Here is a 25,373-nt window from a genome sequence, read left to right as displayed (position 1 = left end):
GCGGTGGCGGGCGCCGGGGCCGGGGTCGCAGCGGCGGGGGCCGGGGCCGCGGCGCCCGAGCCGGCCTCGATCGTGCCGATCAGCGCGCCGACATTGACGGTGTCGCCGACGGCGACGGCATGCGCGCCCATCACGCCCGCGACGGGGGCGGGAACTTCGACCGAGACCTTGTCGGTCTCGAGGCTGGCGACGGGTTCGTCCGCCGCGACGGGTTCGCCCGGCTGCTTGAGCCACTCGCCCAGCGTCGCTTCGGTGATCGATTCGCCCAGCACGGGGACGAGGATTTCGGTGGCCATCTCGTTGGGTCCTTCCTGGGGGATCAGGCGCCCGCCTTGCCGGCGGTCTTGGGGTCTTCGGTGGTGCGTGCGCGGCGGATTTCCTCGCGCACATTATGGCCGAGCGCGTCGGCGATCAGCGCGCCCTGTTCGGCCTGGTGGCGCTTCATCAGGCCGGTGGCGGGCGATGCCGCCGCGGCGCGACCGGCATAACGCGGACGCTGCGGCTTGATGCCCGCTTCGACCATGCATGCCTCGATATAGGGTTCGACGAAGAACCAGTAGCCGTTGTTGCGCGGCTCTTCCTGCGCCCACACCACTTCCTCGACATTGGTCATGCGCGACAGGCGCGCGACCAGCGGATCGCCGGGGAAGGGATAGAGCTGTTCGATGCGGATGATCGCGGTGTTCTTGTCGCCCGCCGCGTCGCGCGCCTCGATCAGGTCGTAGGCGACCTTGCCGGTGCACAGCACCACGCGCTTCACATCCTTGTCCGCCGGTGCCGAAGGGTCCGACAGGATGCGCATGAAGTGCGTGTCGCCCTGGAACTGGTCGGCGGTCGACACTGCGAGCTTGTGGCGCAGCAGCGACTTGGGCGTCATGATCACCAGCGGCTTGCGGAAATTGCGGTGCATCTGGCGACGCAGCAGGTGGAAATAGTTCGCCGGGGTGGTGACGTTCGCGACCTGCATATTGTCGCCCGCGCACAGCTGAAGGAAGCGTTCGGGACGCGCGGAGCTATGCTCGGGGCCCTGGCCTTCATAGCCGTGCGGGAGCAGCATGACGAGGCCGTTGGCGCGCAGCCATTTGGACTCGCCCGACGCGATGAACTGATCGATCATGATCTGCGCGCCGTTGACGAAGTCGCCGAACTGCGCCTCCCACAGCACCAGGCTCTTGGGGTCGGCGAGGGCATAGCCATATTCGAAGCCTAGCACGCCATATTCGGAGAGCGGGCTGTCGAGCACCTCGAACCGGCCGTGCGGGATGGTGCTGAGCGGCACGTACTTGCGCTCGTCGGTCTGGTCGACCCAGACGGCGTGACGCTGGCTGAACGTGCCGCGGCCTGAATCCTGGCCCGACAGGCGGACGCCATAGCCTTCCGACAGCAGCGCGCCGAAGGCCAGTGCCTCACCGGTCGCCCAGTCGAAATTCTCGCCCGACTTGAACATGTTCGCCTTGGCATCGAGCACGCGCAGCAGCGTCTTGTGCGGGGTCAGCCCCTCGGGAACGCTGGTCAGTGTGCGACCGAGGCTGTCGAACAACTTCTTGTCGATGCCGGTTTCGACGTTGCGGCGCGCATTTTCGGCGTCGACCGGGGCGGACAGGCCGGTCCAGCGGCCGCCGAACCAGTCGGCCTTGTTCGCCTTGTAGGTCGCGCCCGCGCTGAACTCGTCCTCGAGGTGCGCGGTGAAGTCGGCGATGTGCTTGGCCGCGAAGCCGCCATCGATCACGCCCTCGCCCTCAAGCCGCTTGGCATAGAGGTCGGCGACGCCGGGATGGCCCTTGATCTTGGCGTACATCAGCGGCTGGGTGAAGGACGGTTCGTCGCCTTCGTTGTGGCCGAAGCGGCGATAGCACCACATGTCGATCACGACGTCGCGCTTGAACTTCTGACGATATTCGATCGCCATCTTGCACGCGAAGGTCACCGCTTCGGGATCGTCGCCGTTGACGTGGAAGATCGGCGCCATCACGCCCTTCGCCACGTCCGACGGATAGGGCGAGGAGCGCGCGAATTGCGGGCTCGTCGTGAAGCCGATCTGGTTGTTGATGATGAAGTGGATGCAGCCGCCGGTATTGTAGCCACGGATGCCGGAGAAGCCGAGGCACTCCCACACGATGCCCTGACCCGCGAACGCCGCGTCGCCGTGCAGCAGCACGGGGAGCACCTGCTCATGGTCCTCAAGGTCGTTGCGGTTGGTCTGCTGCGCGCGGACCTTGCCGAGCACGACCGGGTTCACCGCTTCGAGGTGCGAGGGGTTGGCGACCAGCGACATATGGACGCTGATCCCGTCGAACTCGCGATCGGTGCTGGTGCCGAGATGGTATTTCACGTCGCCCGAACCGCCGATATCGTCGGGGTTGGCCGAGCCGCCGGCGAATTCGTGGAAGATCACGCGATAGGGCTTGGCCATCACGTTGGCGAGCATGTTGAGGCGGCCGCGATGCGCCATGCCGTACACGATCTCGCGCACGCCGTACTGGCCGCCATACTTGATGATCGCTTCCATCGCGGGGATCATCGATTCACCGCCGTCAAGGCCGAAGCGCTTCGTGCCGACATACTTCTTGCCGAGGAACTTTTCCCACTGCTCGGCCTCGATCACCTTGGACAGGATCGCCTTCTTGCCGTTGGGCGAGAATTCGATCGCCTTGTCCTGGCCCTCGATCCGCTCCTGCAGGAAGCGGCGCTCCTCCACATCGGCGATGTGCATATATTCGAGGCCGACATTGCCGCAGTAATTCTTGCGCAGCGTGGCGACGATTTCGCGCATCGTCGCCTTTTCGAGGCCGAGCGTGCCGCCGAGATAGATCGGGCGGTCCATGTCAGCGTCGGTGAAGCCGTGATATTCGGGCGTCAAGTCGGCGGGCAACTCCTGCTTCGACAGGCCGAGCGGGTCGAGATTGGCGGCGAGATGGCCGCGCACGCGATAGGTGCGGATCAGCAGCATCGCGCGGATCGAATCATTCGCGGCGCGCGCGATGTCGGCAGTCGATGCGGCAGGGGCAGGGGCCGCCGCCGGGGCCGGGGCACCGCCGCGTGCAGGCTTGGGCGCCGGCTCCATCTGGGTCGGGTCGAGCGCCGCGGTCAGCGCGTCGGTGTCCTTCAGCGGCCAGCGCGGATTGGCCCAGCTCGGGCCGGTTGCAGTGTTTTCCAGCCCGGCGAACCACTCACGCCAGCCGGCCTCGACCGAGGCGGGGTCCGCCTTGAACTTCGCATACATCGTCTCGACGAAAGCGGGGCTTACGCCACCAGCGATATCCGCGAAATCCATTGCCTGATCACCCATAAACCACCTCGTCGCCCCGGCGAAGGCCGGGGCCGCCCAGTTTGTCGAACCAGCGCCTGGCCGCTGGCGGCCCCGGCCTGCGCCGGGGCGACGTACAACTTTAGCCCTTCAACGCCTCGAGCAGCGTTTCGCCGAGCAGGCTGGGCGATTGCGACACGCGGATGCCCGCTGCCTCCATCGCCGCGATCTTGCTCTCGGCATCGCCCTTGCCGCCCGACACGATCGCGCCGGCATGGCCCATGCGACGGCCCGGAGGCGCGGTGCGGCCCGCGATGAAGCCGGCCATCGGCTTTTTGCGGCCGCGCTTGGCTTCGTCGATCAGGAACTGCGCGGCCTGCTCTTCGGCATCGCCGCCGATTTCGCCGATCATGATGATGCTCTCGGTCGCGTCGTCGGCGAGGAACAGCTCAAGCACGTCGATGAAGTTGGTGCCGTTGACCGGATCGCCGCCGATGCCGACTGCGGTGGTCTGGCCGAGGCCGGCGTTGGTGGTCTGGAACACCGCTTCATAGGTCAGCGTGCCCGAGCGCGAGACGACGCCGACGCTGCCCTTCGAGAAGATGTTGCCGGGCATGATGCCGATCTTGCACTCGCCAGGCGTAAGCAGGCCGGGGCAGTTCGGGCCGATCAGGCGCGACTTGCTGCCGGACAGGGCGCGCTTCACCTTGACCATGTCAAGCACCGGAATGCCTTCGGTGATGCACACGATCAGCGGGATTTCGGCGTCGATCGCTTCCAGGATCGAGTCCGCGGCGAAGGGCGGCGGGACGTAGATGACCGATGCGTCGGCGCCGGTCTTGCTCTTGGCTTCGGCAACCGTGTCGAACACCGGCAGGCCGATATGCGTCGTGCCGCCCTTGCCCGGGGTCACGCCGCCGACCATCTGGGTGCCATATGCCAGCGCCTGCTGGGTGTGGAAGGTGCCGGTCTCACCGGTCATACCCTGCGTGATGACCTTGGTATTCCGGTCGATGAGAATGGACATTCAGAACCCTCCGATAGATTGCGAGACCAGGACCAGGCCCTGGATGCCGTAAGATGAGCCCAGCGGGTGACCGCGTGGGACATAGGTAATTTCGAGGCTCGTACCAGCCTGCCATGGTTCCCACACCCGCTTGGTCGCGGTGCCGTTGGCCTGAACCCCGGTCGGAGCCGATCCGACCCAGCCATCGATCACTTCGCGCGGCGGGGCGGCGGGGGCGTCGAGGTCGTAGGCGCGGCAGCCATTGCCCCAATAGCCTTCCTTGGCGACGAAGCGGCTGGTGACGAGCCAGACGGTGCGGCCGTCAAAGCTGTGGCGGAACATCTGGCCGACCTGAGTGCCGTCGGGCTCCTCGGCCTGCACCGCCTTGCGGCCCATGGCGGTGATGCGGGCGACGCGCGGATCGGCATCGGCCTCCGCGACCTCGGTCCAGCCCGCAGCCTTGGCGGCGGGGGCGATCGTGTCGAACGCCGACTTGCCGTCCGCGGTCTTGAGGTTGAAGCACGCCGCCTTGAACGCCGCAAACAGCGGCGATGGCGCAGGTGTGGGTTGTGCCGAAATTGCAGCGGCGAGCATCAACACGCTCATCGCGGCACCACGTGCGGAGCTTCAAATCGCTCAGCAAGCATCTTTGCCATGACCCGATTGTATGCCGTCTTGCGCACCTTGGGCGTCGCAGAGTCGAGTTGAACCGCTTCCAACATCACATGATCGCCAAGCTCGCGAACGACCATGACCCAGCCATCAACTTCGTTTCCGCTAATCGCGTGAACGGTCGCGCCGGGTGCTCGTTCAATCGGCTTGTAGGGACGCTTGCCTTGGAGTGCGATCAGGCGATCTGCGCTTTCTTCCAAATTGGCAGTCCGCGACAGGACTACGCACCGTTCGGCCACACCATGATTTGCGGGACGATACTCAGCTACGGCAAGCATTGCCACAGCAGGCTGCTCTGCAAACTTCCAAAGCTTCAGCGAGGTAGGGCGATTGAAGCGAGCCGCTAGCTTCTTTGGCATTTCTGCAGGGTCACCTGCGGAAATGCTGCCGGACATCGTCATGCCGCCATCGACGCACGCCTGCCAGAACAGCGACACCGCCTGCTCGGAAGCAGACGGCGCAGCTGTGGCAAGGGCGAGCGCAAGCAGCATCGATCAGGCCAGCGAGCTGTCGATTGCCTTGCACGCGACGAGCAGTTCCTTAACCGCGTCGACCGAGACCTGGAGGTTGGCCTTAGCCTCGTCGTCCAGTTCGATCTCGATCACCTGCTCGACGCCGTTCGCACCAATGATCACGGGCACGCCGACATAGAGGTCATCGACGCCATATTGGCCTGTCAGGTGCGCGGCGCAGGGGAGCAGGCGCTTCTGGTCGTAGAGATACGCCTCGGCCATCGCGATGCCGCTGGTCGCCGGAGCGTAGAAGGCCGAACCGGTTTTGAGCAGGCCGACGATCTCACCGCCGCCCGAACGGGTGCGCTGAACGATCGCGTCGATCCGCTCCTGCGTGGTGCGGCCCATCTTGATCAGGTCGGGGACGGGGATGCCCGCGACGGTCGAATACTGGACCACCGGGACCATCGTGTCGCCGTGACCGCCGAGGACGAAGCTGTTCACTTCCTTGACCGACACCTTGAATTCGTCGGCAAGGAAATGGCTGAAGCGCGCCGAGTCGAGCACGCCGGCCATGCCGACGACCTTGCTGTGCGGCAGGCCGGAGAATTCGCGCAGCGCCCACACCATCGCGTCGAGCGGGTTGGTGATGCAGATGACGAAGGCGTCGGGGGCGTTGGCAGCGATGCCCTCGCCGACGGCCTTCATGACCTTGAGGTTGATGCCAAGCAGGTCGTCGCGGCTCATGCCCGGCTTGCGCGCGACGCCGGCGGTGACGATGATGACGTCCGCGCCCGCGATGTCGGCATAGTCGTTGCTGCCGGTGATCGTCGCGTCAAACCCTTCGACCGGGCCGCACTGCGACAGGTCCAGCGCCTTGCCCTGCGGAACGCCCTCAACCACGTCGAACAGGACGATGTCGCCCAGTCCCTTGAGTGCAGCGAGATGGGCAAGCGTGCCGCCGATATTGCCGGCGCCGATAAGGGCGATCTTCTTGCGGGCCAAATGAGCCTCCCTGAACATGCGTTGGGCGGCCGGTCCTACTTGTTGGCCGCAGGGACGGAGGCGCCTTAGGCGCATTATAGAGGCGGGGCAACCGACGAATTGCGCGGTGTCAAGAAATCTTTGCTCGTGCGAATTAGTTGCAATAAGGTGGGTGTTGAGCGGGTTGCTTCTCAATCCTCCCCCTGGCGGGGGAGGATTATTCAGGGTTGCGCCACCAAGCGCGCGGCCACCGCTTCCGCCACCTTGATCCCGTCGATCGCGGCGGAGAGGATGCCGCCCGCATAGCCTGCGCCTTCGCCAGCCGGGAACAGGCCGGGGGTGTTGAGGCTCTGAAAATCGCCGCCGCGCGTGATGCGGACGGGACTGGAGGTGCGCGTCTCGACGCCGGTCATGATCGCGTCGGGGTGGTCGTAATTGGCGATGCGGCGGCCGAAGATGGGGAGCGCCTCACGGAAGGCCTCGATCACGAAGGGCGGCAGACAGGCGGACAGGTCGGTGGGAGTGACGCCCGGCTTGTAGCTCGGCACCACTTCGCCGATTGCGGTCGAGGCGCGGCCCGCCAGCAGGTCGCCGACGCGCTGGACCGGGGCGTTATAGTTGGAGCCACCGGCGATGAACGCCAGATCCTCGAACTGGCGCTGCAGCGCGATGCCCGCCAATGGCCCGTTGGGATAGTCGCGCGCGGGGTCGATTGCGACGACGAGGCCGGAATTGGCGTTGAATTCGGCGCGCGAATATTGGCTCATGCCATTGGTGACGACGCGGCCTTCCTCGCTGGTCGCGGCGACGACGCGGCCGCCGGGGCACATGCAGAAGCTGTAGACGCTGCGCCCGTTCGAAGCGTGATGGACCACCGAATAGGCGGCGGGGCCGAGATCGGGATGCTTGGCGCAATTGCCGAAGCGGGCGGTGTCGATCCACGCCTGCGGATGTTCGATCCGCACGCCGATGGCGAAAGGCTTGGCCTCGACATGCACGCCGCGGCGGTGGAGCATTTCGAAGGTCGGGCGCGCGCTATGGCCGACCGCGAGCACAACCATGTCGGTTTCTAGGAAACTGCCATCGTGGAGATGGAGGCCGCGCAGGTTGCGGTTGGCGTCCAGCTCGATGTCGTCGACGCGCGTCTGCCAGCGATATTCGCCGCCCAGCTCCTCGATCGCCCCGCGCATGCTTTCGACCATGGTGACGAGGCGGAAGGTGCCGATATGCGGGTGCGCTTCCCACAGGATGTCGTCAGGCGCGCCGGCCTTCACGAACTCCTCCAGCACCTTGCGGCCGAGGAAGCGGGGGTCCTTGACCCGGCAATAGAGCTTGCCATCGGAGAAGGTGCCCGCGCCGCCTTCGCCGAACTGGACGTTGCTGTCGGGGTTGAGTTCGCTGCGCCGCCACAGGCCCCAGGTGTCCTTGGTCCGTTGGCGCACCACCTTGCCGCGATCGAGGATGATCGGGCGGAAGCCCATTTGCGCGAGGATCAGGCCGGCAAAGATGCCACAGGGGCCAGCGCCGATCACGACAGGCCGCTTGCCTGACCAGCCGGCGGGCGCAGCGACCGGCGGGCGGTAGGTCATGTCGGGAGTGGGGCGGACATCCTTGTCGTCCGGGAAGCGCGCGAGCACGGCGGCTTCGTCGGTCAGGTCGAGGTCGAAGGTGTAGACGAGTTGAATCGCGTTGCGGCGGCGCGCGTCGTTGCCGCGCTTGAACAGGGTCCAGCCGCGCAGTTCCGCCCGCGCGATGCCGAGCCGGTCGCAGATCGCGGCGGGAATCGCTTCGGGTGCGTGGTTCAGGGGGAGGTTGAGGCCGGAGAGACGGAGCATGGGGGCGCTTTAGGGGGGAATGGCGCGACCTTCAAATCCTCCCCGGAACGGGGAGGGGGACCGCCTGCGCAGCGGGTGGTGGAGGGGGCCCGAGGCAACGGACTCCCTTGCCTCGGGCCCCCTCCGTCAGCGCTTCGCGCTGCCACCTCCCCGTGCCGGGGAGGATTTTGGGTGCTTGCCGACCCCCTCCAACCCGTTAAACCCTTACATCAAAGGGATTGGGGGATTCTGAACCATGGCAACCACCGCAGACGAGGCGTTGGCACAGCGTGAGCCGGGCAAGGCGGAGATGCGGCAGGTGGTGACGGCGTCATCGCTGGGCACCGTGTTCGAATGGTATGACTTCTTTATCTACGGCACGCTCGCCGCGTCGGGGATCATCGGGCGGACCTTTTTCGCGACCGGCAACCCGGTGCTGGAGGCGCTTTATGCCTGGGCCGGGTTCGCGGTCGGCTTCGGGTTCCGGCCATTGGGCGCGGTGTTGTTCGGATATCTGGGCGACAAGCTCGGGCGTAAATACACCTTCCTCGTCACGATCACGCTGATGGGCATCGCGACGGCCGGGGTGGGGCTGGTGCCGTCCTATGCCAGCATTGGCGTTGCCGCGCCGATGATCGTCATTGGGCTGCGCATCCTGCAGGGGCTGGCGCTGGGCGGGGAATATGGCGGGGCGGCGATCTATGTCGCGGAGCATTCGCCGCCGGGCCGGGCCGGCTATCATACCAGTTTCATCCAGGCGAGCGTGTCGGCGGGGTTCATCCTGAGCCTGGCGGTGGTGCTGATCACGCGGTTCAGCATGACGTCGGCGACGTTCGACGATTGGGGCTGGCGTCTGCCCTTCATCTTTTCGATCGCCTTGCTCGCCATCTCGCTGTGGATGCGCGTCAAGCTCAACGAAAGCCCGGTGTTCAAGGCGATGAAGGCGTCGGGCGAGATTGCGCGCAATCCGCTCAAGGAGAGCTTCACCTACCCGGGCAACTGGCGGCGGTTGATGGTGGCCTTGTTCGGGATCGCGGCGGGGCTGACGGTGATCTGGTACACGGCGACCTTCTCGGTCCTGTCGTTCCTGCAGGGGCCGATGCGGGTCGAACCGGTGGTCGCGCAATTGCTCGCAGCGGGGGGCGCGGCGGCGGGGCTGTTCTGGTTCATCCTGTTCGGCAAGCTCTCCGACAAGATCGGGCGCAAGAAGCCGATCATCATCGGCTATGGCTTTACGCTGTTGCTGCTGTTCCCGCTCTTCTGGGCGATGGGGCATGCCGCCAATCCGGGGTTGGCCGAGGCGGCGAAGCGCGCGCCGGTGGTCGTTTCGGGACCGGACTGCGCCTATGACCCCTTTGCCGCGCAGCAGAGCACAACGTGCGGCCAGTTGATGGACTATCTGTCCAAAAAGGGCATCCCCTATACCCAGGCGGTGACCCCATCGGCGTCGGTCGCGATCGGCAGCGTGCCGGTCGTGTCCAATACCTCGGTCGACATCGACAAGGCGCTGGCCGATGCCGGTTATTCGCTGGACAAGGTGACTCCGGGCACCGTCGATCTGGTGCTGATCCTGATCGCGATCATCGCGCTGGCGGCATTGTCGGGGGCGACCTATGGCCCGGTCGCGGCGCTGCTGACCGAACTGTTCCCGCCGCGCATCCGCTACAGTTCGATGTCGATCCCTTATCATATCGGGACGGGCTATTTCGGCGGATTCCTTCCGCTGATCAGCCAATTTATGGTGGCCAAGAGCGGCGATCCCTATGCTGGGCTGTGGTACACTTGGGCGGTCGTCGCCATGGCGCTGGCGGTGACGCTGTTCTTCCTCAAGGAACGCGATCTGGTCCACGAGTGATTGCGGTCGAGCGCTGCCTTGCCTAACCGGGCGGCATGATCGCTTCCCCGCTTCGCCTGCGTCTCGATCGCGACGCGCTGGTCGCCAATTGGCGCATGCTTGCCGCGTTGAGCGGGCCAGCGGCGTGCGGCGCGGCGGTCAAGGCCAATGGCTATGGGCTGGGCGCGCGCAAGGTGGTGCAGCATCTTGCGGCGGCGGGGTGCCGCGATTTCTTTGTTGCGACCTGGGCTGAGGCGCCGACGCTGGCCGATGCGGGTGTTGCGGTATCGGTGCTGCATGGCGTGCGCGAGGAGGACATGGCGGTCGCGCTGGGGACGACGCATGCCCGGCCGGTGCTGAACAGCGTGCAGCAGGTGCGGCGCTGGCGTGAGGCGGGCGGCGGTGCGTGCGATGTGATGGTCGATACCGGCATGAACCGGCTTGGCATCCGGCCAGAGGATGTGACGGCGGGGCTGCTCGACGGGCTTCCGGTGGACACGTTGATGAGCCATCTCGCCAGCGCGGACGAGGATGCGCCGTTGAATGCGCGGCAGCGTGACGCCTTTGCGGCGTTGCGCGGCCGGGGCGGGGCGCGGCGGATGAGTCTGGCCAATTCGGCGGGCATCGCGCTTGGGCCGGATTATGCGTTCGACCTGACCCGCCCGGGGATTGCGCTGTACGGGGCGGTGCCGGTGCCTGCGCTGGCCGGGCGGACGCGGCAGGTGGTGACGCCCGAGGCGCAGATCCTGCAACGGCGGCTGGCGCCGGCGGGGGCGAGTGTCGGTTACAATGCGACCTGGACCGCGACGGTCGATACCGAGGTGGCGATCGTCAATCTGGGCTATGCCGATGGCTATCTGCGCTGTTTTTCGGGCAAGGGGCGGGCGATGCGCGGCGATCAGGTCTTGCCGGTGATCGGGCGCGTTTCGATGGACCTCACAGCAGTCGATGTCAGCGCCGCGCCGGAGCTGGCCGAGGGCGACTGGTTGGCGATGGATTACGACCTGCCGACGGTTTCGGCGCTGTCTGGTTTGTCGCAATATGAACTACTGACCGGGCTGGGCGCGCGGTACGACCGGATCTGGGGTTGAAGCTGCAACCGGTTCAGCGTTGCGAAAGGCGCGATCCGGTACCATCTTGGGTAACAGAGGAGTGGAACGTCATGCGATTTGCAATTGCCACCGCCGCCGCCCTTGCCGCCCTGACCCTGCCGGGCGCTGCAACGGCCGATCAGAAGCCTTATCCCAAGGGTGAAGCCGAACTCGCCAAGATGCTCGAAGGGCGCGTTGCCGGAAAGCCGGTGAAGTGCGTGTCCAGCTCATCGCTGGGCCAGAGCACGGTGATCGACAAGACCGCGATCGTCTATCGCGTCGGATCGAAGCTTTACGTCAACCGCCCGCGCGGCGGCGCCGAGCAGCTGAGCGACGACGAGATCCTGGTCACCAAAATCTATGGCAGCCAGCTGTGCAACGTCGACAAGATCGATCTGGTCGATCGCACGTCGCGGATGTGGAGCGGGTTCGTCGTGCTGGGCGATTTCGTGCCGTATACGAAGGTCAAAGACGCGCGCTGAACGGCGCATCCGAGCCGAACAAGAAGAGGCCGGCGGTTCCGATGGGAACCGCCGGCCTTTCTTTTCGATCCGGTGAAGGATCGGGGTCCCGAAGGACCCCGATCGATCAGAAACCGGCCTTCACGCCGATGTAGAACTGGCGACCGCGGATATCGTAACCGCTGTACAGCGGCGCGTTACCAGCGACGAAGTTCGTGTAACCAGCAGTGATCTTCGGCGGTTCAGTGTCGAAGATGTTCCGGACGCCGAGCGAGAACGAGTAGTTCTTCATGTCATACCGGATGTTCGCGGTATGCAGGAAGTAATCGTCCGTGTTCCACTTATACTCCTCGTAGGTGAAGCCGCCATTGGCCGGCTGCGAGTAGTATTCGTTGGAGTCCGTCTTGCCGACCCACTCCACGCCGTAGCGCAGATTCCAGCCATCCTTGCGGAAGCCGACGTCGAACGTGCCGGTCCACTCGGGGTTTTCGAGCTGACCAACCAGTTCGAAGATCGCGTTGGTCGGCAGCGTGCGGCTGTAGCGGCTGATGAACTTGGTAGCCTGCGCACCGATGCGGAACTCACCGCCGAACATTTCACGGGTGTAGCGCAGGGTGAAGTCGATGCCTTCAGCCTTTGCGTCCGAAATGTTGACGTAGCTCTGGATCACCGTCAGTCGACCCGTGCCCGGGCCGGTGTACGGCTCACGCGTGATCAGGCCGCTGTCGCAGGTCGTGCGCTGCGGGTTGTTGTAGCACTGCGCCAGCACGGTGGCTGCCGAGAGCTGAGCAACGCCGTTGTCGATCTTCACACGGAAGTAGTCGACGGCCAGCGACAGGTTGCCGAACGATTCGCCGAGGCGCGGTTCGAGCACACCACCGAAGGTCAGCGCCTTCGAGGTTTCTGCCTCGAGACCCGCAGCCGCACCACCCAGGCCGATGACCTGAACGCTGCTGTTCTGCGTGAACGCGCCGCCACCCGGCAGACCTTCGGCCAAGCAACGCTCGCGGATCAACTGAGTCGTCGTATCGTTGAAGTTGTTGCAAGGGTCGGTGTTCTGGCTGAGGAAGCCCGAGGTCGCGCCCTGGAACTGCTCATACAGCGCCGGAGCGCGGTAGGAGGTGCCATAGCTACCGCGGAACGAAACGCCACGGACCGGCGAGAGGATGCCGCCGATCTTGTAGGTCCACTGACCGCCGTACGAACGATAGTGGGTATAGCGGCCCGACGCGTTGATCGTCAGGTTATGAATCAGCTGATCCGACAGGATCGGCAGTTCGATTTCGCCATAACCTTCCCACACGCCATCGCTGCCGACCGTGGGAGTCGACGAGGTGAAGCCGTACAGGTTGTTGCGGACGCTTTCCGGCGACGGCTGATCGTTGATGCTCGCTTCGCGATTCTCGACGCCCAGAGCGACCTGAACCATACCACCGGGCAGCTTGAACAGCGGACCGTTGATGTCGAGCGTGACCGTGCGTTCACGATACTTGGTGCGACCGGTCACCGGATCGGTGATGAAGTCGAACCATGCCGGAGCGATCGTGCGGGCGTTGCCGCCGACGATGCCCGAGGTCAGCGCCGGAGCTGCGACGCAGCCGCCGACGGTGTTGGTGCAGGCGGTGCCAGCGGCATTGACCTGCATCGACTGCGCGAGGCGGTCGGCGAGGATCAGGTCGGAGGTGTAGCTCGAATCCGCCCAGCTCTTGCCGACGAAGAAGTCGTAGCGCCAGTCAAACGGCAGCTCACCACGCATACCACCGTTGAGGCGGACAAAGTCCTGCGTCTGGTAGTTGTCGTAGGTGCCATAGCTGGAGAAGACGCGGATACCCGTGGTGTAGGGAACCTGCGGCTGCGGTGCCAGGAACGCCGTGGCGAAGCGCAGTTCGGCCGGGATCAGCGGGCTGCCCAGCTGATAGTCCAGCGTCAGCTGGCGGTGGCCGGTCTGCGACGACTTGCGACGGCTGATCAGGACGTTGGTGTAGAATTCGGCATTGCCGAGGATCGACGTCTCGTAGGTCGCCTCACCGTAACCGGTGATGATCTCCGCCGGCGTCACGACATCGACGTCGAGCATGTCCGGGTCGAAGGTATCGCGAACGTCGAGCGGGAGCGTGCCGCCGCCGACGCACTCATAGCCCGGGATCTGGCCGCCGACACCGGCGCGCGGACGCCAGCGGTTGCAGACACCGGTATAGTTCTGCGGGGCACCAGCGCCAACCGGCGTTGCCGGCGACCGCACGATGCTGGGCGTGCCGATCGTGTTGACGGTGACACCGCCATTGTCGATCGAGAAGCACTTCGGGCGACCGGTCAGCGGGTCGATATAATCGCCCGAGCCAAAGTCATTGCCATTGGTGCCATAATAGGTCGTCGGGCACTGGGCCCATTCGATGTCGCGCAGCTTCAGCGCTTCACGGCGATAATATTCGATCGACGCCGAAGCGCGGAAATTCTCGGTGCTGAAGCCGCCGACCAGCGAGTAGCGGTAGCTGTTGCCCGAACCGCTGCCGATGATGTTGTGCTGGGCTTCGGCGGTGATGCCCTTGACGTTCTGGCGCGTCACGATGTTGATGACGCCCGCAACTGCGTCCGAACCGTAAACCGACGAAGCGCCGGTGTTCAGGATTTCGATGCGGTCGATCATTGCGTTCGGCAGCACGTTAAGGTCGGCCGCACCGACGCCACCGCGCGAACCGGCGGGTGCAACGCGACGGCCGTTCAGCAGCACCAGGGTACGGGTCGTGCCCAGGCCGCGGAGCGAGACGGTGTTGACGCCCGGACCACCGTTGACGACGAAGCCGCCATAGGTGTCGTTGATCTGATCGGTACCACCGGTGACGGCGGTCGACTGCAGGATTTCAGCGGTCGAGTTGAAACCGGCTGCGGTCGCCTCATCGCGCGTGATCAGGTTGATCGGGTCGGCACCGTTGAACTGGTTGCGGCGGATGCGCGAACCGACGACGGTAACTTCCTGTGCTTCACTCGCCGATGCCTCGGTGGCCTCATCGCTTTGCGCGGTGTCCTGCGCATAGGCGACTTGCGGAACGGCAAAACTCGCGCTCGCAAGCGCGGTCGCCGTCAGAAGACGACTAATGTTCATGTGATTCCCCTTCGACCCGGCTGGATGCCGGTTCGTCGCAGAGGAAACCGCTTTGTTCAGCCTAGCGCAAGCAAAAGCGTCCCCACGTGGCCAGATTCTCCGTCATCGTGTTGCAACATTGCCACAATGGTGCGGTGCAACACGAATCGCGAGACATAAAGTTTCAAAACTGGACGTGCGCGTGAACTAATTCAAACATTAGGGAATCAGCCGTTGCGTTCGATGCACATGGCGATTCCCATGCCGCCGCCGATGCACAGCGTCGCGAGTCCCTTTTTTGCGTCGCGGCGCGCCATTTCGTAGATCAGCGTCGTCAGCACGCGCGCGCCGCTGGCACCGATCGGATGGCCGATGGCGATCGCGCCGCCATTGACGTTGACCTTGGCCGGGTCGAAGCCGAGTTCCTTGCCGACGCACAGCGCCTGCGCCGCGAACGCTTCGTTGGCTTCGATCAGGTCGAGGTCGGCGACGGTCCAGCCGGCCTTTTCCAGCGCCTTCTTCGACGCCGGAACCGGGCCGATGCCCATGATCGACGGATCGACGCCCGCGGTGGCCCAGCTCTTGATCGTCGCAAGGATCGGTGCGCCGCGCTTTTCGGCTTCTTCGCGGCTCATCACCACCAGCGCCGCGGCGCCGTCATTGAGGCCCGATGCGTTGGCGGCGGTGACGGTGCCGTCCTTCTTGAACGCCGGGCGCAGGCCCGCAATGCCGTCGAGCGTGGCGCCGGCGCGGATATATTCATCCTGATCGACAATCGTATCGCCCTTGCGGCCCTTGATCGTGACCGGGGTGATCTCGTCCTTGAAGCGACCCTCGGCGCGGGCGGCTTCGGCGAGGTTCTGCGAGCGAACAGCGAACTCGTCCTGCTCCACGCGATCGACCTGATATTGTTCGGCGAGATTTTCCGCGGTGATCCCCATGTGATAGCCGTTGAACACGTCGGTCAGGCCGTCCTTGATCATCGTGTCGACCAGTGCGACGTCACCCATCTTTGCGCCCGCGCGCAGCGTCTGCGCGTGGGCGGCGAGCGACATGGATTCCTGACCGCCCGCAACGACGATGGTGGCATCGCCGGTCTGCACCGCCTGTGCCGCGAGCGCGACGGCGCGCAGGCCGGAGCCGCAGACCTGGTTGATGCCCCATGCGGGCACTTCCTTGGGCACACCCGCCGCCATCGACGCCTGACGCGCGGGGTTCTGGCCCTGTGCAGCGGTGAGCACCTGTCCCAGGATCACCTCCGACACCTCCTCGCCCGCGACGCCCGCCTGCGCCAGCGCGGCTTCGATCGCGACCCGGCCCAGCTCGTGCGCGGGGGTGGCGGCGAAGGCGCCGAGGAAGCTGCCGACGGGGGTACGCTTGGCGGCGATGATCACGACTTCGGTCATGGGAAGGCTCCTGAACTTGGTTGCGGGCTATCTAGGGCTGGGGAGGCCGGTTAGCCAGTCCGCTAGTGGTTGCCACAGTAACTGTCGCGCGGATGAGCCGACGACCATGCCGACATGCCCGAGCCGCAGCTTGCGCTGATCGGCGAAGCCGACCGCGCTGGCGGCGGGGACGATGCGGTCGGTGAGCGAGACGAACTCGACCGTCGGGCAGGGCAGGGTGAGCGGGTCTATAACCTGACCAGCCACGCGCCACTGCCCGCGTCCGGGCAGGTCGGCGGTAAAGAAATCGTCGAACATCTGGCGTCCGGCGGCGAAGGTGAGCGGCGCTCCGGCATTGGCCCAATCCTCGAGCACCACGAAATTCTTCGCCGCCGTGCTGGTGGGATCGAGCCGGGCGAACTTCTCGAACTTCGCGATCGTGCGCGCCGGGTCGAGCTGCCAGAAGCCGGCTTGAAGCACCTCCATCGGCACGAGGCCGAGTGTGTCGCAGGTTTCGTGCGCCGCCTGCCAGATCGAGTCGATCTGTCCCAGCGCCTCCGGCCCGAAACGCTCGAACCGCCAAGGTGCGGCAATCATCGCAAGGCCGCGCACCGGCACCGCCGCCGCCGCCGCCGCCGCCATGGTCCCGCCGAGGCAATAGCCGGCCAGCGCCACCGGCTCGCCAATGCTGCGCAGCAGCGGGATCAGCATCTCCTCGATATGCTGCGCCACGTCGTGACCGCGCTCGGCGGGCGTCGGGATGCCCCAATCGACCAGCAGCGGACGCACCCCCTGCCGCGACAGCCAGCGCATTAGCGAGCGGCGGTAGCGCATGTCGAGGATCATCGGCGGGTTGATCAGAGACGGCACGAACACCACCGGAATCCCCGTTCCGCCATAATCATGTAGCGTCGCCCGACCCGCCCGCGCGACCACCGGCATCGGGCGGCGTGGACGGGGGCGGGCAGCGGTCTGATAGGCAGCGAGACCGGCAAGTGCGGCGGCGCGGCGATCCGGCGATGCTGCGGTTTCTTCGCGCAGCAAGTCGAGAAACAGCGGGAGGGGGCGCGGCCCGTGTTGCGATGCGGCAATGAAAGATGTTAGGGCCATGTCAACTACCCTTGGGGGCGAGCATGAAAAAGACAGCACAGACGGACGGCCCGGTCATCATCAAGAAATACGCGAACCGACGTCTCTACAATACCGAAAGCTCGTCCTACATCACGCTCGACCATCTCGCCGCGATGACGCGCGAGGGACGCGATTTCAAGGTCGTCGATGCCAAGACCGACGAAGACATCACGCACAATGTGCTGACCCAGATCATCATGGAAGAGGAAGCGCGCGGCCAGACGCTGTTGCCGGTCAACTTCCTGCGCCAGCTGATCGCGCTATACGGCGACTCGATGCAGGCAATGGTGCCGGGCTATCTGGAAGCGTCGATGGACAGCTTCCGCCGCAATCAGGAGCAATTCAAGTCGGCGGTCGAGGGCGCGTTCGCCAACTCGCCCTTTGCCGAGATCGCCAAGCGCAACCTGCAGATGTTCGAAGCGGCGGCCGAGGCGTTCAAGCCCGGCGGCGCAGCGACGGGCGCGGCGGCCAAGCCCGCTGCGGCTGCCCCTGAAAAGAGCAAGGACGAGGAAATTGCGGCGCTCAAGGCGCAGCTGTCCGCGCTCAAGGATCAGGTCGACAAGCTCGGCTGAGCGCAATAGCCTCGCCCCATTCGCGTTCTGAATGGGGGAAGTGCATGAAATCCTTGATCGCCATTGCCGCGGCGGGCCTGCTCGCCGGGTCGGCGCTCGCGCAGGGGCCGACTCAGGTCGATCGCTACATCCACGCCGGCGCGCTGCTCGACCGGCCGGGACAGACACCGCGCGGGGCGAGCACGATCGCGGTGCGCGGCGGGGTGATCGTCGGCGTCTATGATGGCCATGTCATGCCGCTGGGCGAGGCGCCGGTGATCGACCTCAAGGACAAGACGGTGCTGCCCGGGCTGATCGACAGCCATGTGCATCTGGGGTCGGATCGCGCGGGGCAGGAAGGGTTGCTGGCGGGCTTTACCGAGAGCAAGGAACTGGGCGCGTTCGAGGCCCAGTGGAATGCGCGTAAGACTCTGCTGGCCGGCTTCACCACGGTACGCAATCTGGGCGATGACGGGGCAACGCTGGCGCTGCGTGAGGCGATTGCGCGCGGCTGGACCGATGGGCCGCGGATCGTGGATGCCGGGCGGTCGATCTCCACCACCTCGGGGCATATGGACCGGCGGCTGGGGGTGGTCGAGGATCTTCACCCGGCAATCAGCACCGAAAATCTGTGCGATGGGGCGGACGCATGCCGCAAAGCGGTGCGCAATCAGGTCGCGCGTGGGGCGGACGTGATCAAGATCGCAACCACCGGCGGGGTCAACAGCCGCATCGGCGCGGGGCTGGGCAAGCAGATGTTCGACGATGAGGCGCGCGCGATCGTCGAGACCGCACGCCTCTATGGCAAGAAGGTCGCGGTCCATGCGCATGGCGCGGACGGCATCACGCTGGCGCTGAAGATGGGCGCGGATTCGGTCGAGCACGGCACGCTGATGGATGACGAGGCGGTCGCGCTGTTCAAGAAGACCGGCGCCTATTACGTCCCGACGCTATCGACGGTGAATGGCTATCTGGAGCGGATCGCGAAGGACCCGAACGCCTATCCGCCAGCGGTCCGCGCGAAGATTGACTGGCGTATCGGCATCACCGGCAAGGCGCTGGAAAAGGCGGTGCCGGCTGGCGTGAAAATTGCTTTTGGCACCGATGCCGGGGTGTCCAAGCATGGCCGCAATGCCGACGAGTTCGAGTTGCTGGTCAAGCACGGCATGACGCCGATGCAGGCGATCGTCGCGGCCACCACTAACGCCGCCGATCTGCTGGGCCTGTCCAAGGAGGTTGGCAGCATCGAGCCGGGCAAGAGCGCCGACATCATCGCGGTCAGCGGCGATCCGCTGAAGGATGTGCGCGTGCTCAAATCGGTCGGCTTCGTGATGCGCGCCGGGGTGGTGCATAAGCAATGAGGTGGCGGGGGCGGCGTGGGCCGCCCCCTGCCTGGATTACCCGCCCCGCACGCTGGGGTTGGGCTTGCGGAATTTGAGGGTCATGCGGTCGCTCTCGCCGATCGCTTCATATTTGGCGCGGTCGACGTCCTTGAGGCGCAGCACCGGAGGCAGCGTCCAGACGCCGTCCTTCCAGTCGGCGGTGTCCTTGGGGTTGGCGTTTACCTCGGACGCGGCGACGAACTTGAAGCCGGCGTCTTCGGCCAGCTTGCGAACGGTCGAGACCTTCACATAGCCACTCGTCTTCTCGCGCGCCGCGTCGGCGGATTCGGGCAGTCGGTGGTCGACGATGCCGAGCGTGCCACCGGGCTTGAGCATCGCGAAGATCTGCTTGAACGCTTCGGCGCTGCGGTCGGTGGTGCCCATCTTCCAGTTATGCACGTTGCGGAAGGTGAGGACGACATCGGCGCTGCCGGCCGGGACCGCAGGCGCGCCCTCGGCGGCGGGGAAGGCGGCGAGCTTGATCGCGCCATAGAGGTCCGCGTCCTTCGCCTGGAGCGTCTGGGTGCCCTTGACGCCATTCGGCCACGGCGCCGCAGCGTAGAGCGTGCCGCCGCCCTTTTTGACATAGGGGGCAAGGATTTCGGTGTACCAGCCACCGCCCGGCCACAGTTCGACCACGGTGTGCGAAGGCTTCACCCCGAAAAAGGCGAGCGTTTCGGCCGGGTTGCGGTATTTGTCGCGGGCAACATTGGTGGGGGTGCGGGTTGGGGCAGCGACCGCCGCCTTCAAATCGGCACTCGGCTTGCCCATCTGGGGCGCGCCGATGGCGGCAACTGCGGTCAATGCGACGGCGGACAGGGCGATGGCGGGCAGGGTGTAGCGCATGGTCGGCTCCTCTCTGTTCTGGCGCGTGGTGTGGAGTGGGGCGCGGGACGATGCAAGGGCCGTTATGGATCGGAGTAGGCGCGATGGTCGCGCTGGTCGGCGTCAGCGGGGTCGCGGAGTGGCGGCGCGGCAGGCGTGCGGATCTCGACCGGGTCGGCTGGGTGCCGTGGACCTTCATTCAGGTGATGGCGCTGCTGCTCGCCATTGTCGGGGCGGCGCTGGCGCTGAAGGGCGCGTGACTCAGTAGAAGCTGGCGAGTGTCAACGTCCGTTCGTTCCCGTCGCACAGCGTCAGGCGGACGCGGCGACCGGGGGCGCCGATGGCCCAGTCGCGCGCGGCGCTGGCGACCGGCGCGCCGTCCACCGCGCAGATCAGCGTCCCCGCGCGCCAGCCGGTCGCTGCCGCCGGGCTATCGCGCATGACATGGGTTACGCGCAGGCGATCCCCGTCTGGCGCGACCATCAGGCCGCTGGTCGAACGCGTGACCGGCCAGTCGGCGCGCGCACCGCTCGCCAGCACCATCCGCCCCGCACGCGGATCGAGCAGCACGCGGTGACGGCGCAGCCAGCCGCCGCCGAGCCGCCCCGCCGCACCTTTGCGCGCGGAAAAGCCGGTATCGGCCTCGACCCGCAGTTCGACCTCGCCTGCCAGGCCGCCGATCCGCACCGCGGGTACGACTGCGACCTCATTCTCGACCACCCCGCCCAGACCCCATGCGATGGCGGTGGTCGTGCGAACGGTGCGCGGCGCGCTGGCCTGCCACACGCTGCGGGTCAGGCTAACCATGCCGCCATCGCCGGTATCGACGATCACCGGCCGCAAAATGCGGTCGCCCAGAGCGAGTTCGCTGAGATACAGGCCCGACCGGTCTGCGAGGCGCAGCGGCAGGGTGACGCCGCGAAACGGCAGCCGCCCGCTCGGCAACAGGCGAAAGCGCTGGGCGTCGTAATCGATCTCCAGCGCATGGCCGGCGAGCAGGTCGGAGCCGACGAACAGGTCGATCGGCGCATTGCCCGTCACGCGCGGATCGGCATCGATGATCGCGACCCGCCCGCCGGTGCGGACCAGTCCGCCGACCTCGACCCGGTCGATGCCGGTCCAGGACAAGGCGACGCTGCCGCCGATCGCGTCGGCACGCCCACTGACCAGCGGCTTCAACCCGGCACTGCGGGCAAAGCGGGCGGTGACCGCGCTGTCGGTGACGCCGGTGTCGAGCAGGGCATCGACCCAGCGGCCGTTGAGCAGGGTGCGAAAGCGGATCTGATTGCCCGGCGTCAGCTCGAAACTGACCCAGCGCGTGTCGCTGTCGGGCGCAAGATGCAGCACGGCGGGTGCCGCCGCGACGCGCTCGACCGGGGCGGCTAGGCCCAGCAGGGTGGCGAGCAGGATCATGGGCGCGCGGAACTCCATCCGGCCCATGCTAGGATCGAAGCGACGGAGCGCCAGCGGTTGCGGTCGTGGTTAATGTCCCGTTGAGGGAGTAAGCGGCGCGGCGTGCTTACAGGCACGCTTCCAGCAGCGCATGGTCGAAGCCGAACGAGCGCGCCTTTTCGAGCGTGTACGGGCGCAGGCCCATCGAGCGATATTCGCCGATGATCTTTCCGTCGGCGCTCTCGTCGAGATATTCGAACTTGAACAGCTCCTGCGTCACGATGACGGGGCCTTCCATGCCAATCACCTCGGTGATGTTGGTGACGCGGCGGCTACCGTCGCGCAGGCGCTTCACCTGAACGATCAGGTCGACCGAGTCGGCGATCTGGCGGCTGATCGCTTCCTTCGGGATCTTGATGTCGCCCATCAGCACCATATTCTCCATACGCCCGAGGCATTCGCGCGGGGAGTTGGAGTGGAGCGTACACATCGACCCGTCATGGCCGGTGTTCATCGCGGACAGGAGGTCGAAGCACTCGGGTCCGCGAATTTCGCCGAGGATGATGCGATCCGGGCGCATACGCAGCGCGTTCTTGACCAGATCGCGGATCGTAATCTCGCCCTGACCCTCCAGGTTCGGCGGGCGGGTTTCGAGCGGGAGCCAGTGCGGCTGTTGTAGGCGCAGTTCGGCCGCGTCCTCGATCGTCAGCACGCGCTCGCCCGGGTCGATCATCTTCGACAGGGCGTTGAGCATCGTCGTCTTGCCCGAACCGGTGCCGCCCGAGATGACGATGTTGAAGCGGCTGGCGCCGGCGATCTTCAGCATCGTCGCCATCTTGGTCGACATCGACCCGAAGCCCGCCATCATGTCGAGCGTGATCGGCTTGTCGGAGAATTTGCGGATCGAGATTGCGGTGCCGCGCAGTGACAGCGGGGGCACGATCACGTTGACGCGGCTGCCGTCCTTGAGGCGGGCGTCGGCGAGCGGCGTGGTCTGGTCGACGCGGCGGCCGACCGAGTTGCAGATGCGCTGCGCGATCTGGAACAGATGCTCTTCGTCGCGGAACTGGATGTTCGCGAGTTCGAGCTTGCCCTTGCGTTCCACGAACGTCTGTTCGGGGCCGTTGACCATGATGTCGCTGATCGAGCTGTCGCTCAGCAATTCTTCGAGCGGACCGAGGCCGAGCAGTTCGTCGACCAGCACCTTTTCCAGCGCGAACTGTTCGCGCCGGTTGAGGGTGAGCTTGAGCTCGGCCAGCACCTCGCCGATGATCGGCCGGAATTCCTCGGCCAGCTCGTCCTTGTTGAGCGTGGCCGCAGCTTCGGGATCGACGCGTTCGAGCAGGCGCGGAAGCACCTGTTCCTTGATGCGGTGAATCGAGGCTTCGAATCCCTCGATGCGCGAGCTGCTCGGTTCCCCGGTCGCGGCCTGGCGGTCGGCGAGGCGTTGCATCGCCTCGCTCGTGTTCTGCGCTGCCATGCCGCCGCCGGAGACCGGCTCGGGCGGCATCTGCGATGCACCGGGAAGGGGAACATCGTGGAGCGGCGGAAACTGTTCGCCGCCCATCGGCTCGGCCGGGCGCGCGGTGCCGCCGCCCTGCATCGGGCGCGCAACGCCGAAGGCAGGGCGTCCCGACCCAGCTCCCGGTCCGCTACGACGTCCAAATGCGCTCACCTCGGCTCCCCGCTATCCGCTGTCGGCACGGGGATAACCGCCAAGGTTTTACAAGTTCCTAACCATCCAGCGTCGGTTCGTCGCGCGACGCGACGAAGGGGCCGGTAGTGCGGCGGCGTGCAGCGCCAGGAGAAAGCCCGGCCAATGCGTGGAACTCGCGGGTCATGTGTGCCTGATCGGCATAGCCCGAGGCCGCGGCCGTGTCGGCGAGCCGCGATTCTTCGCCCTGGACGCCCGCCACCGCGTTCCGAAAGCGGAGCAGGCGCAGATAGCTGCGTGGCGGCATGCCGGTCTCGCGTGCGAAGATACGCTGGAGCTGGCGGGGTGACAGGCTAGTTGCGCATGCCAGTGCGGCGACGCTGTCGATATGGCGGATCGCGTCGATTGGGCTGCGTTGGTGCGCGGCAAAGGCGGCGATCAGGCCGGGAAGCTCCGCGCCGTCGCCCGTCAGCAGCGCGGCGAGCGGGCTCTCCTCCGCCATTGCGCGCCAGTCATCGGCAAAATCGGCGCAGCGTGCGCCGCCCAGCGCATGCCAGCCCCAGGGCCACAGGCGGATGCCGGTGAAGCGCGCGTCGCCGCTGAAACGCAGCGCGGCGGGGCGTAGCGCGAGGCCGGTGACGAACAGGGGCGGCTGCGGCGTGCGCCAGATCGACCGGCCGGCATGGCGGCGGATCAGCTCGATACAGCCATCGGGGACCGCCCGATGCTCGACCCACTCGTCGGGCTTGCCGCCAACGTCCAGCGTCCAGATCGCGGCGACGAAGCCGTCGAGATTGGGCGGGGGCGGGGTCTCGCGATAGTCCATCGGTGGAACCTCGCATGTCGCATCGGTTCAAGCCAGCGGGTTGCGGCGCGGCTATGGCAAGGGCGGGACGACAGGGAGGCTGACATGATCCGGATGACATTGGTGATGGCGGCGTTGGCAATGCCGCTGACCGCGACGGGATCGGGCGGGGCCGTCGTGCTGCCCGATTGGCTCGCCGGGCGCTGGTGCGGCGCGGACGGGCCGCGCGGTCAGACCTGTGAGACGTGGCAGCAGGCGGCGGGCGGGACGATGCTCGGCACGTCGCAGACGGTGAAAGGCGGGACGACGGTCGCGTTCGAATTTCTGCGCATCGCGATCGAGGGCGACACCGCGGTGTATCTGCCCCAGCCCGGTGGCAAGCCGCCGGTGGCGTTTCGCGCGGTGCCAGGCGGGGAGGGGGTAACCTTCGTCAACGCGGCGCATGATTATCCCCAGCGCATCCATTATCGGGTGGCGGGCGACGTACTGACCGCCGAAATCTCGCTGGCGGATGGCAGCAAGGCGATGCGCTGGACCTTCAATCGGGTGCGCTGACCGATCCTGACCGTGGTTGGCGGCGGGTGGGGCTGCTAGTTGGGCTGTGACGTTCGATCACAGGGGTTTTTGCATGCTCACTTTCCTCGTCTCGCTGTTCACGATGCTCGCCGCGCCAACCGGGCTCGCCGCAGCACCGGTGCCGGCCGTCGCCGACGCGGCCGTGACCAACCGCCATCTCGACTGGCTAAGCGGAACCTGGCGCGGCAATGGCCTCGAAATGCGCTGCGACCAGACCAAGTTGGGCATTTCGTGCAGCGAGGAGGGGACGAGCGAGGCGATGAAGGGCGCGAAGGCGGAGCTGGCGTTCGATGCGATGGGCGAGAAGGCGGTGCTGGAGATCACGCTTCCGTCGATCCCGTCGAGCCGGTTCACCGAAATAGCCCGCGATGCGCAGACCATCACGTTCGAAATGCCGACCAAGATGGGCGTCGCGCGGCTGCGCTTCACCCGCACCGGCGATGCGCTCAAGGTCGAGCGCGGGACTGCCAAGGGCTGGGCGAACGCGATGGAGTATCAGCGCGGGTAAAGGCTGCGCAGGGCGCGCGGAAAAGGCCGAAGGGTTGCCCCTGCGGCCTTTTTTATTCCAGCTATGGCTAAAGAATCAGCCCGCCTTTTCGGCGAGGACCGTCAGGCCCTTTTCATTGACCTCGGCAAAGCCGCCCTCGACGCGGATGATCTCCGGCGACTGGTTGGCTGCGGTCTTGTAGATTTCGATATTGCCGTCGCGGATCGTCGACATGAAGGGCGCATGGCCCTCCAGCACGCCGAAATCGCCCTCGCTGCCGGGGACCACCACCATGTGGACGTCCTCCGAGCGGAGCAGCTTTTCCGGGGTCACGAGTTCGAAGTGCAGCATATTCTTACCTTGCTCCCTCTCCCCTTCAGGGGAGAGGGTCGGGGAGAGGGGGAGAGCGACGGGACTGCGGACAGGGGCCCAACCCCAACCAAACCCCCCCAAGGGGGGAGGGGGTGAGGTGGTAACCCGCCGGCGGCCACAGAGAGGCCGAGTGCAACACCGCGAGAGAAGCCGCCCCCCAAAGGAAATCC

At 66.0% G+C, this 25,373-nt stretch carries 23 protein-coding genes; 8 read left to right on the top strand and 15 right to left on the bottom strand.

The features are described 5' to 3' along the window. The 7 genes from KYX69_RS20755 to KYX69_RS20725 all read right to left on the bottom strand — a co-directional run. On the bottom strand, nucleotides 1-296 hold a 296-nt coding region (locus KYX69_RS20755), incomplete at its 3' end, for a biotin/lipoyl-containing protein (RefSeq protein ID WP_300501097.1). A gap of 23 nt (nucleotides 297-319) precedes the next feature. Further along, nucleotides 320-3,289, bottom strand: coding sequence for a 2-oxoglutarate dehydrogenase E1 component (locus tag KYX69_RS20750; RefSeq protein ID WP_300501095.1), 2,970 nt, complete (start codon nucleotides 3,287-3,289; stop codon nucleotides 320-322). A 100-nt stretch (nucleotides 3,290-3,389) separates the two neighbouring features. Continuing rightward, nucleotides 3,390-4,274 carry a succinate--CoA ligase subunit alpha gene (gene sucD / locus KYX69_RS20745; protein WP_300501093.1) on the bottom strand — a complete coding sequence of 295 codons (885 nt, stop codon included), beginning with the start codon at nucleotides 4,272-4,274 and terminating at the stop codon, nucleotides 3,390-3,392. After that, nucleotides 4,275-4,859: a hypothetical protein gene (locus tag KYX69_RS20740; protein WP_300501091.1), complete on the bottom strand. Its 585-nt coding sequence runs from the start codon at nucleotides 4,857-4,859 to the stop codon at nucleotides 4,275-4,277. Continuing rightward, complete coding sequence (locus tag KYX69_RS20735; protein ID WP_300501089.1) at nucleotides 4,856-5,416, bottom strand: hypothetical protein; 561 nt, start codon at nucleotides 5,414-5,416, stop codon at nucleotides 4,856-4,858. Before KYX69_RS20735 ends, KYX69_RS20740 begins: the two co-directional genes overlap by 4 nt. Nucleotides 5,417-5,419: 3 nt before the next feature. Continuing rightward, entirely contained in the window at nucleotides 5,420-6,382 is a 963-nt protein-coding gene (gene mdh / locus KYX69_RS20730) for a malate dehydrogenase (protein ID WP_300501087.1), read from the bottom strand. 200 nt (nucleotides 6,383-6,582) lie between these two features. Further along, the gene (locus KYX69_RS20725) at nucleotides 6,583-8,196 is read right to left on the bottom strand and encodes an NAD(P)/FAD-dependent oxidoreductase (RefSeq protein WP_300501086.1); all 1,614 of its coding nucleotides are present in this window, start codon (nucleotides 8,194-8,196) and stop codon (nucleotides 6,583-6,585) included. A gap of 235 nt (nucleotides 8,197-8,431) precedes the next feature. On the opposite strand from KYX69_RS20725, the gene KYX69_RS20720 reads away from it, so the two are divergent. From KYX69_RS20720 to KYX69_RS20710, 3 genes are all read left to right on the top strand, one after another. Continuing rightward, nucleotides 8,432-10,030, top strand: coding sequence for an MFS transporter (locus tag KYX69_RS20720; protein ID WP_300501084.1), 1,599 nt, complete (start codon nucleotides 8,432-8,434; stop codon nucleotides 10,028-10,030). A gap of 35 nt (nucleotides 10,031-10,065) precedes the next feature. After that, entirely contained in the window at nucleotides 10,066-11,100 is a 1,035-nt protein-coding gene (alr, locus tag KYX69_RS20715) for an alanine racemase (protein WP_300501082.1), read from the top strand. Nucleotides 11,101-11,171: 71 nt separating this feature from the next. Then, nucleotides 11,172-11,582, top strand: coding sequence for a hypothetical protein (locus KYX69_RS20710; protein ID WP_300501080.1), 411 nt, complete (start codon nucleotides 11,172-11,174; stop codon nucleotides 11,580-11,582). Nucleotides 11,583-11,688: 106 nt separating this feature from the next. Here KYX69_RS20710 and KYX69_RS20705 read toward each other — a convergent pair whose 3' ends face one another. From KYX69_RS20705 to KYX69_RS20695, 3 genes are all read right to left on the bottom strand, one after another. Continuing rightward, a complete protein-coding gene (locus KYX69_RS20705) occupies nucleotides 11,689-14,664 on the bottom strand; it encodes a TonB-dependent receptor (RefSeq protein ID WP_300501079.1) in 2,976 nt (991 codons plus the stop codon). A gap of 206 nt (nucleotides 14,665-14,870) precedes the next feature. Then, nucleotides 14,871-16,049 (bottom strand): acetyl-CoA C-acetyltransferase, encoded by a 1,179-nt coding sequence (locus tag KYX69_RS20700; protein ID WP_300501077.1) that lies wholly within the window; start codon nucleotides 16,047-16,049, stop codon nucleotides 14,871-14,873. A 27-nt stretch (nucleotides 16,050-16,076) separates the two neighbouring features. Beyond that, nucleotides 16,077-17,138: an alpha/beta fold hydrolase gene (locus KYX69_RS20695; RefSeq protein ID WP_300501075.1), complete on the bottom strand. Its 1,062-nt coding sequence runs from the start codon at nucleotides 17,136-17,138 to the stop codon at nucleotides 16,077-16,079. Nucleotides 17,139-17,161: 23 nt separating this feature from the next. Here KYX69_RS20695 and phaR point away from each other — a divergent pair, with 23 nt between their 5' ends. Further along, the gene (gene phaR / locus KYX69_RS20690; RefSeq protein WP_300501072.1) at nucleotides 17,162-17,731 is read left to right on the top strand and encodes a polyhydroxyalkanoate synthesis repressor PhaR; all 570 of its coding nucleotides are present in this window, start codon (nucleotides 17,162-17,164) and stop codon (nucleotides 17,729-17,731) included. A 44-nt stretch (nucleotides 17,732-17,775) separates the two neighbouring features. Beyond that, on the top strand, nucleotides 17,776-19,071 hold the full coding sequence (locus tag KYX69_RS20685) for an amidohydrolase family protein (protein ID WP_300501069.1): 1,296 nt from the start codon (nucleotides 17,776-17,778) through the stop codon (nucleotides 19,069-19,071). A 36-nt stretch (nucleotides 19,072-19,107) separates the two neighbouring features. On the opposite strand, the gene KYX69_RS20680 is transcribed toward KYX69_RS20685, so the two are convergent. Continuing rightward, the gene (locus tag KYX69_RS20680; RefSeq protein WP_300501067.1) at nucleotides 19,108-19,938 is read right to left on the bottom strand and encodes a class I SAM-dependent methyltransferase; all 831 of its coding nucleotides are present in this window, start codon (nucleotides 19,936-19,938) and stop codon (nucleotides 19,108-19,110) included. A 50-nt stretch (nucleotides 19,939-19,988) separates the two neighbouring features. Between KYX69_RS20680 and KYX69_RS20675 the strand changes: the two genes are divergently transcribed. After that, nucleotides 19,989-20,177 (top strand): hypothetical protein, encoded by a 189-nt coding sequence (locus KYX69_RS20675; protein WP_300501064.1) that lies wholly within the window; start codon nucleotides 19,989-19,991, stop codon nucleotides 20,175-20,177. Between the two features lies 1 nt (nucleotide 20,178). Here the strand turns inward: KYX69_RS20675 and KYX69_RS20670 are convergent, their stop codons facing one another. The 3 genes from KYX69_RS20670 to KYX69_RS20660 form a co-directional block, all read right to left on the bottom strand. Then, nucleotides 20,179-21,348, bottom strand: a complete 1,170-nt coding sequence (locus tag KYX69_RS20670) for an aspartyl protease family protein (protein WP_300501061.1) — start codon at nucleotides 21,346-21,348, stop codon at nucleotides 20,179-20,181. Nucleotides 21,349-21,436: 88 nt separating this feature from the next. After that, nucleotides 21,437-22,984 (bottom strand): CpaF family protein, encoded by a 1,548-nt coding sequence (locus tag KYX69_RS20665; protein ID WP_300501059.1) that lies wholly within the window; start codon nucleotides 22,982-22,984, stop codon nucleotides 21,437-21,439. A 58-nt stretch (nucleotides 22,985-23,042) separates the two neighbouring features. Continuing rightward, complete coding sequence (locus KYX69_RS20660; protein WP_300501056.1) at nucleotides 23,043-23,789, bottom strand: AraC family transcriptional regulator; 747 nt, start codon at nucleotides 23,787-23,789, stop codon at nucleotides 23,043-23,045. Between the two features lie 84 nt (nucleotides 23,790-23,873). Here KYX69_RS20660 and KYX69_RS20655 point away from each other — a divergent pair, with 84 nt between their 5' ends. Next, a complete protein-coding gene (locus tag KYX69_RS20655; RefSeq protein WP_300501054.1) occupies nucleotides 23,874-24,323 on the top strand; it encodes a DUF6265 family protein in 450 nt (149 codons plus the stop codon). Between the two features lie 73 nt (nucleotides 24,324-24,396). Beyond that, nucleotides 24,397-24,852, top strand: a complete 456-nt coding sequence (locus KYX69_RS20650; protein WP_300501051.1) for a hypothetical protein — start codon at nucleotides 24,397-24,399, stop codon at nucleotides 24,850-24,852. A gap of 75 nt (nucleotides 24,853-24,927) precedes the next feature. On the opposite strand, the gene KYX69_RS20645 is transcribed toward KYX69_RS20650, so the two are convergent. Then, nucleotides 24,928-25,182 carry an ATP synthase F1 subunit epsilon gene (locus KYX69_RS20645; protein ID WP_066657871.1) on the bottom strand — a complete coding sequence of 85 codons (255 nt, stop codon included), beginning with the start codon at nucleotides 25,180-25,182 and terminating at the stop codon, nucleotides 24,928-24,930. Between the last annotated feature and the right edge of the window lie 191 nt (nucleotides 25,183-25,373).

The organism is Sphingomonas sp., assembly GCF_030145815.1.
Classification (GTDB): Bacteria; Pseudomonadota; Alphaproteobacteria; order Sphingomonadales; family Sphingomonadaceae; genus Sphingomonas.
Note: the sequence above shows the minus strand (reverse complement) of the source record. Positions and strands in the feature narration are given on the sequence as shown.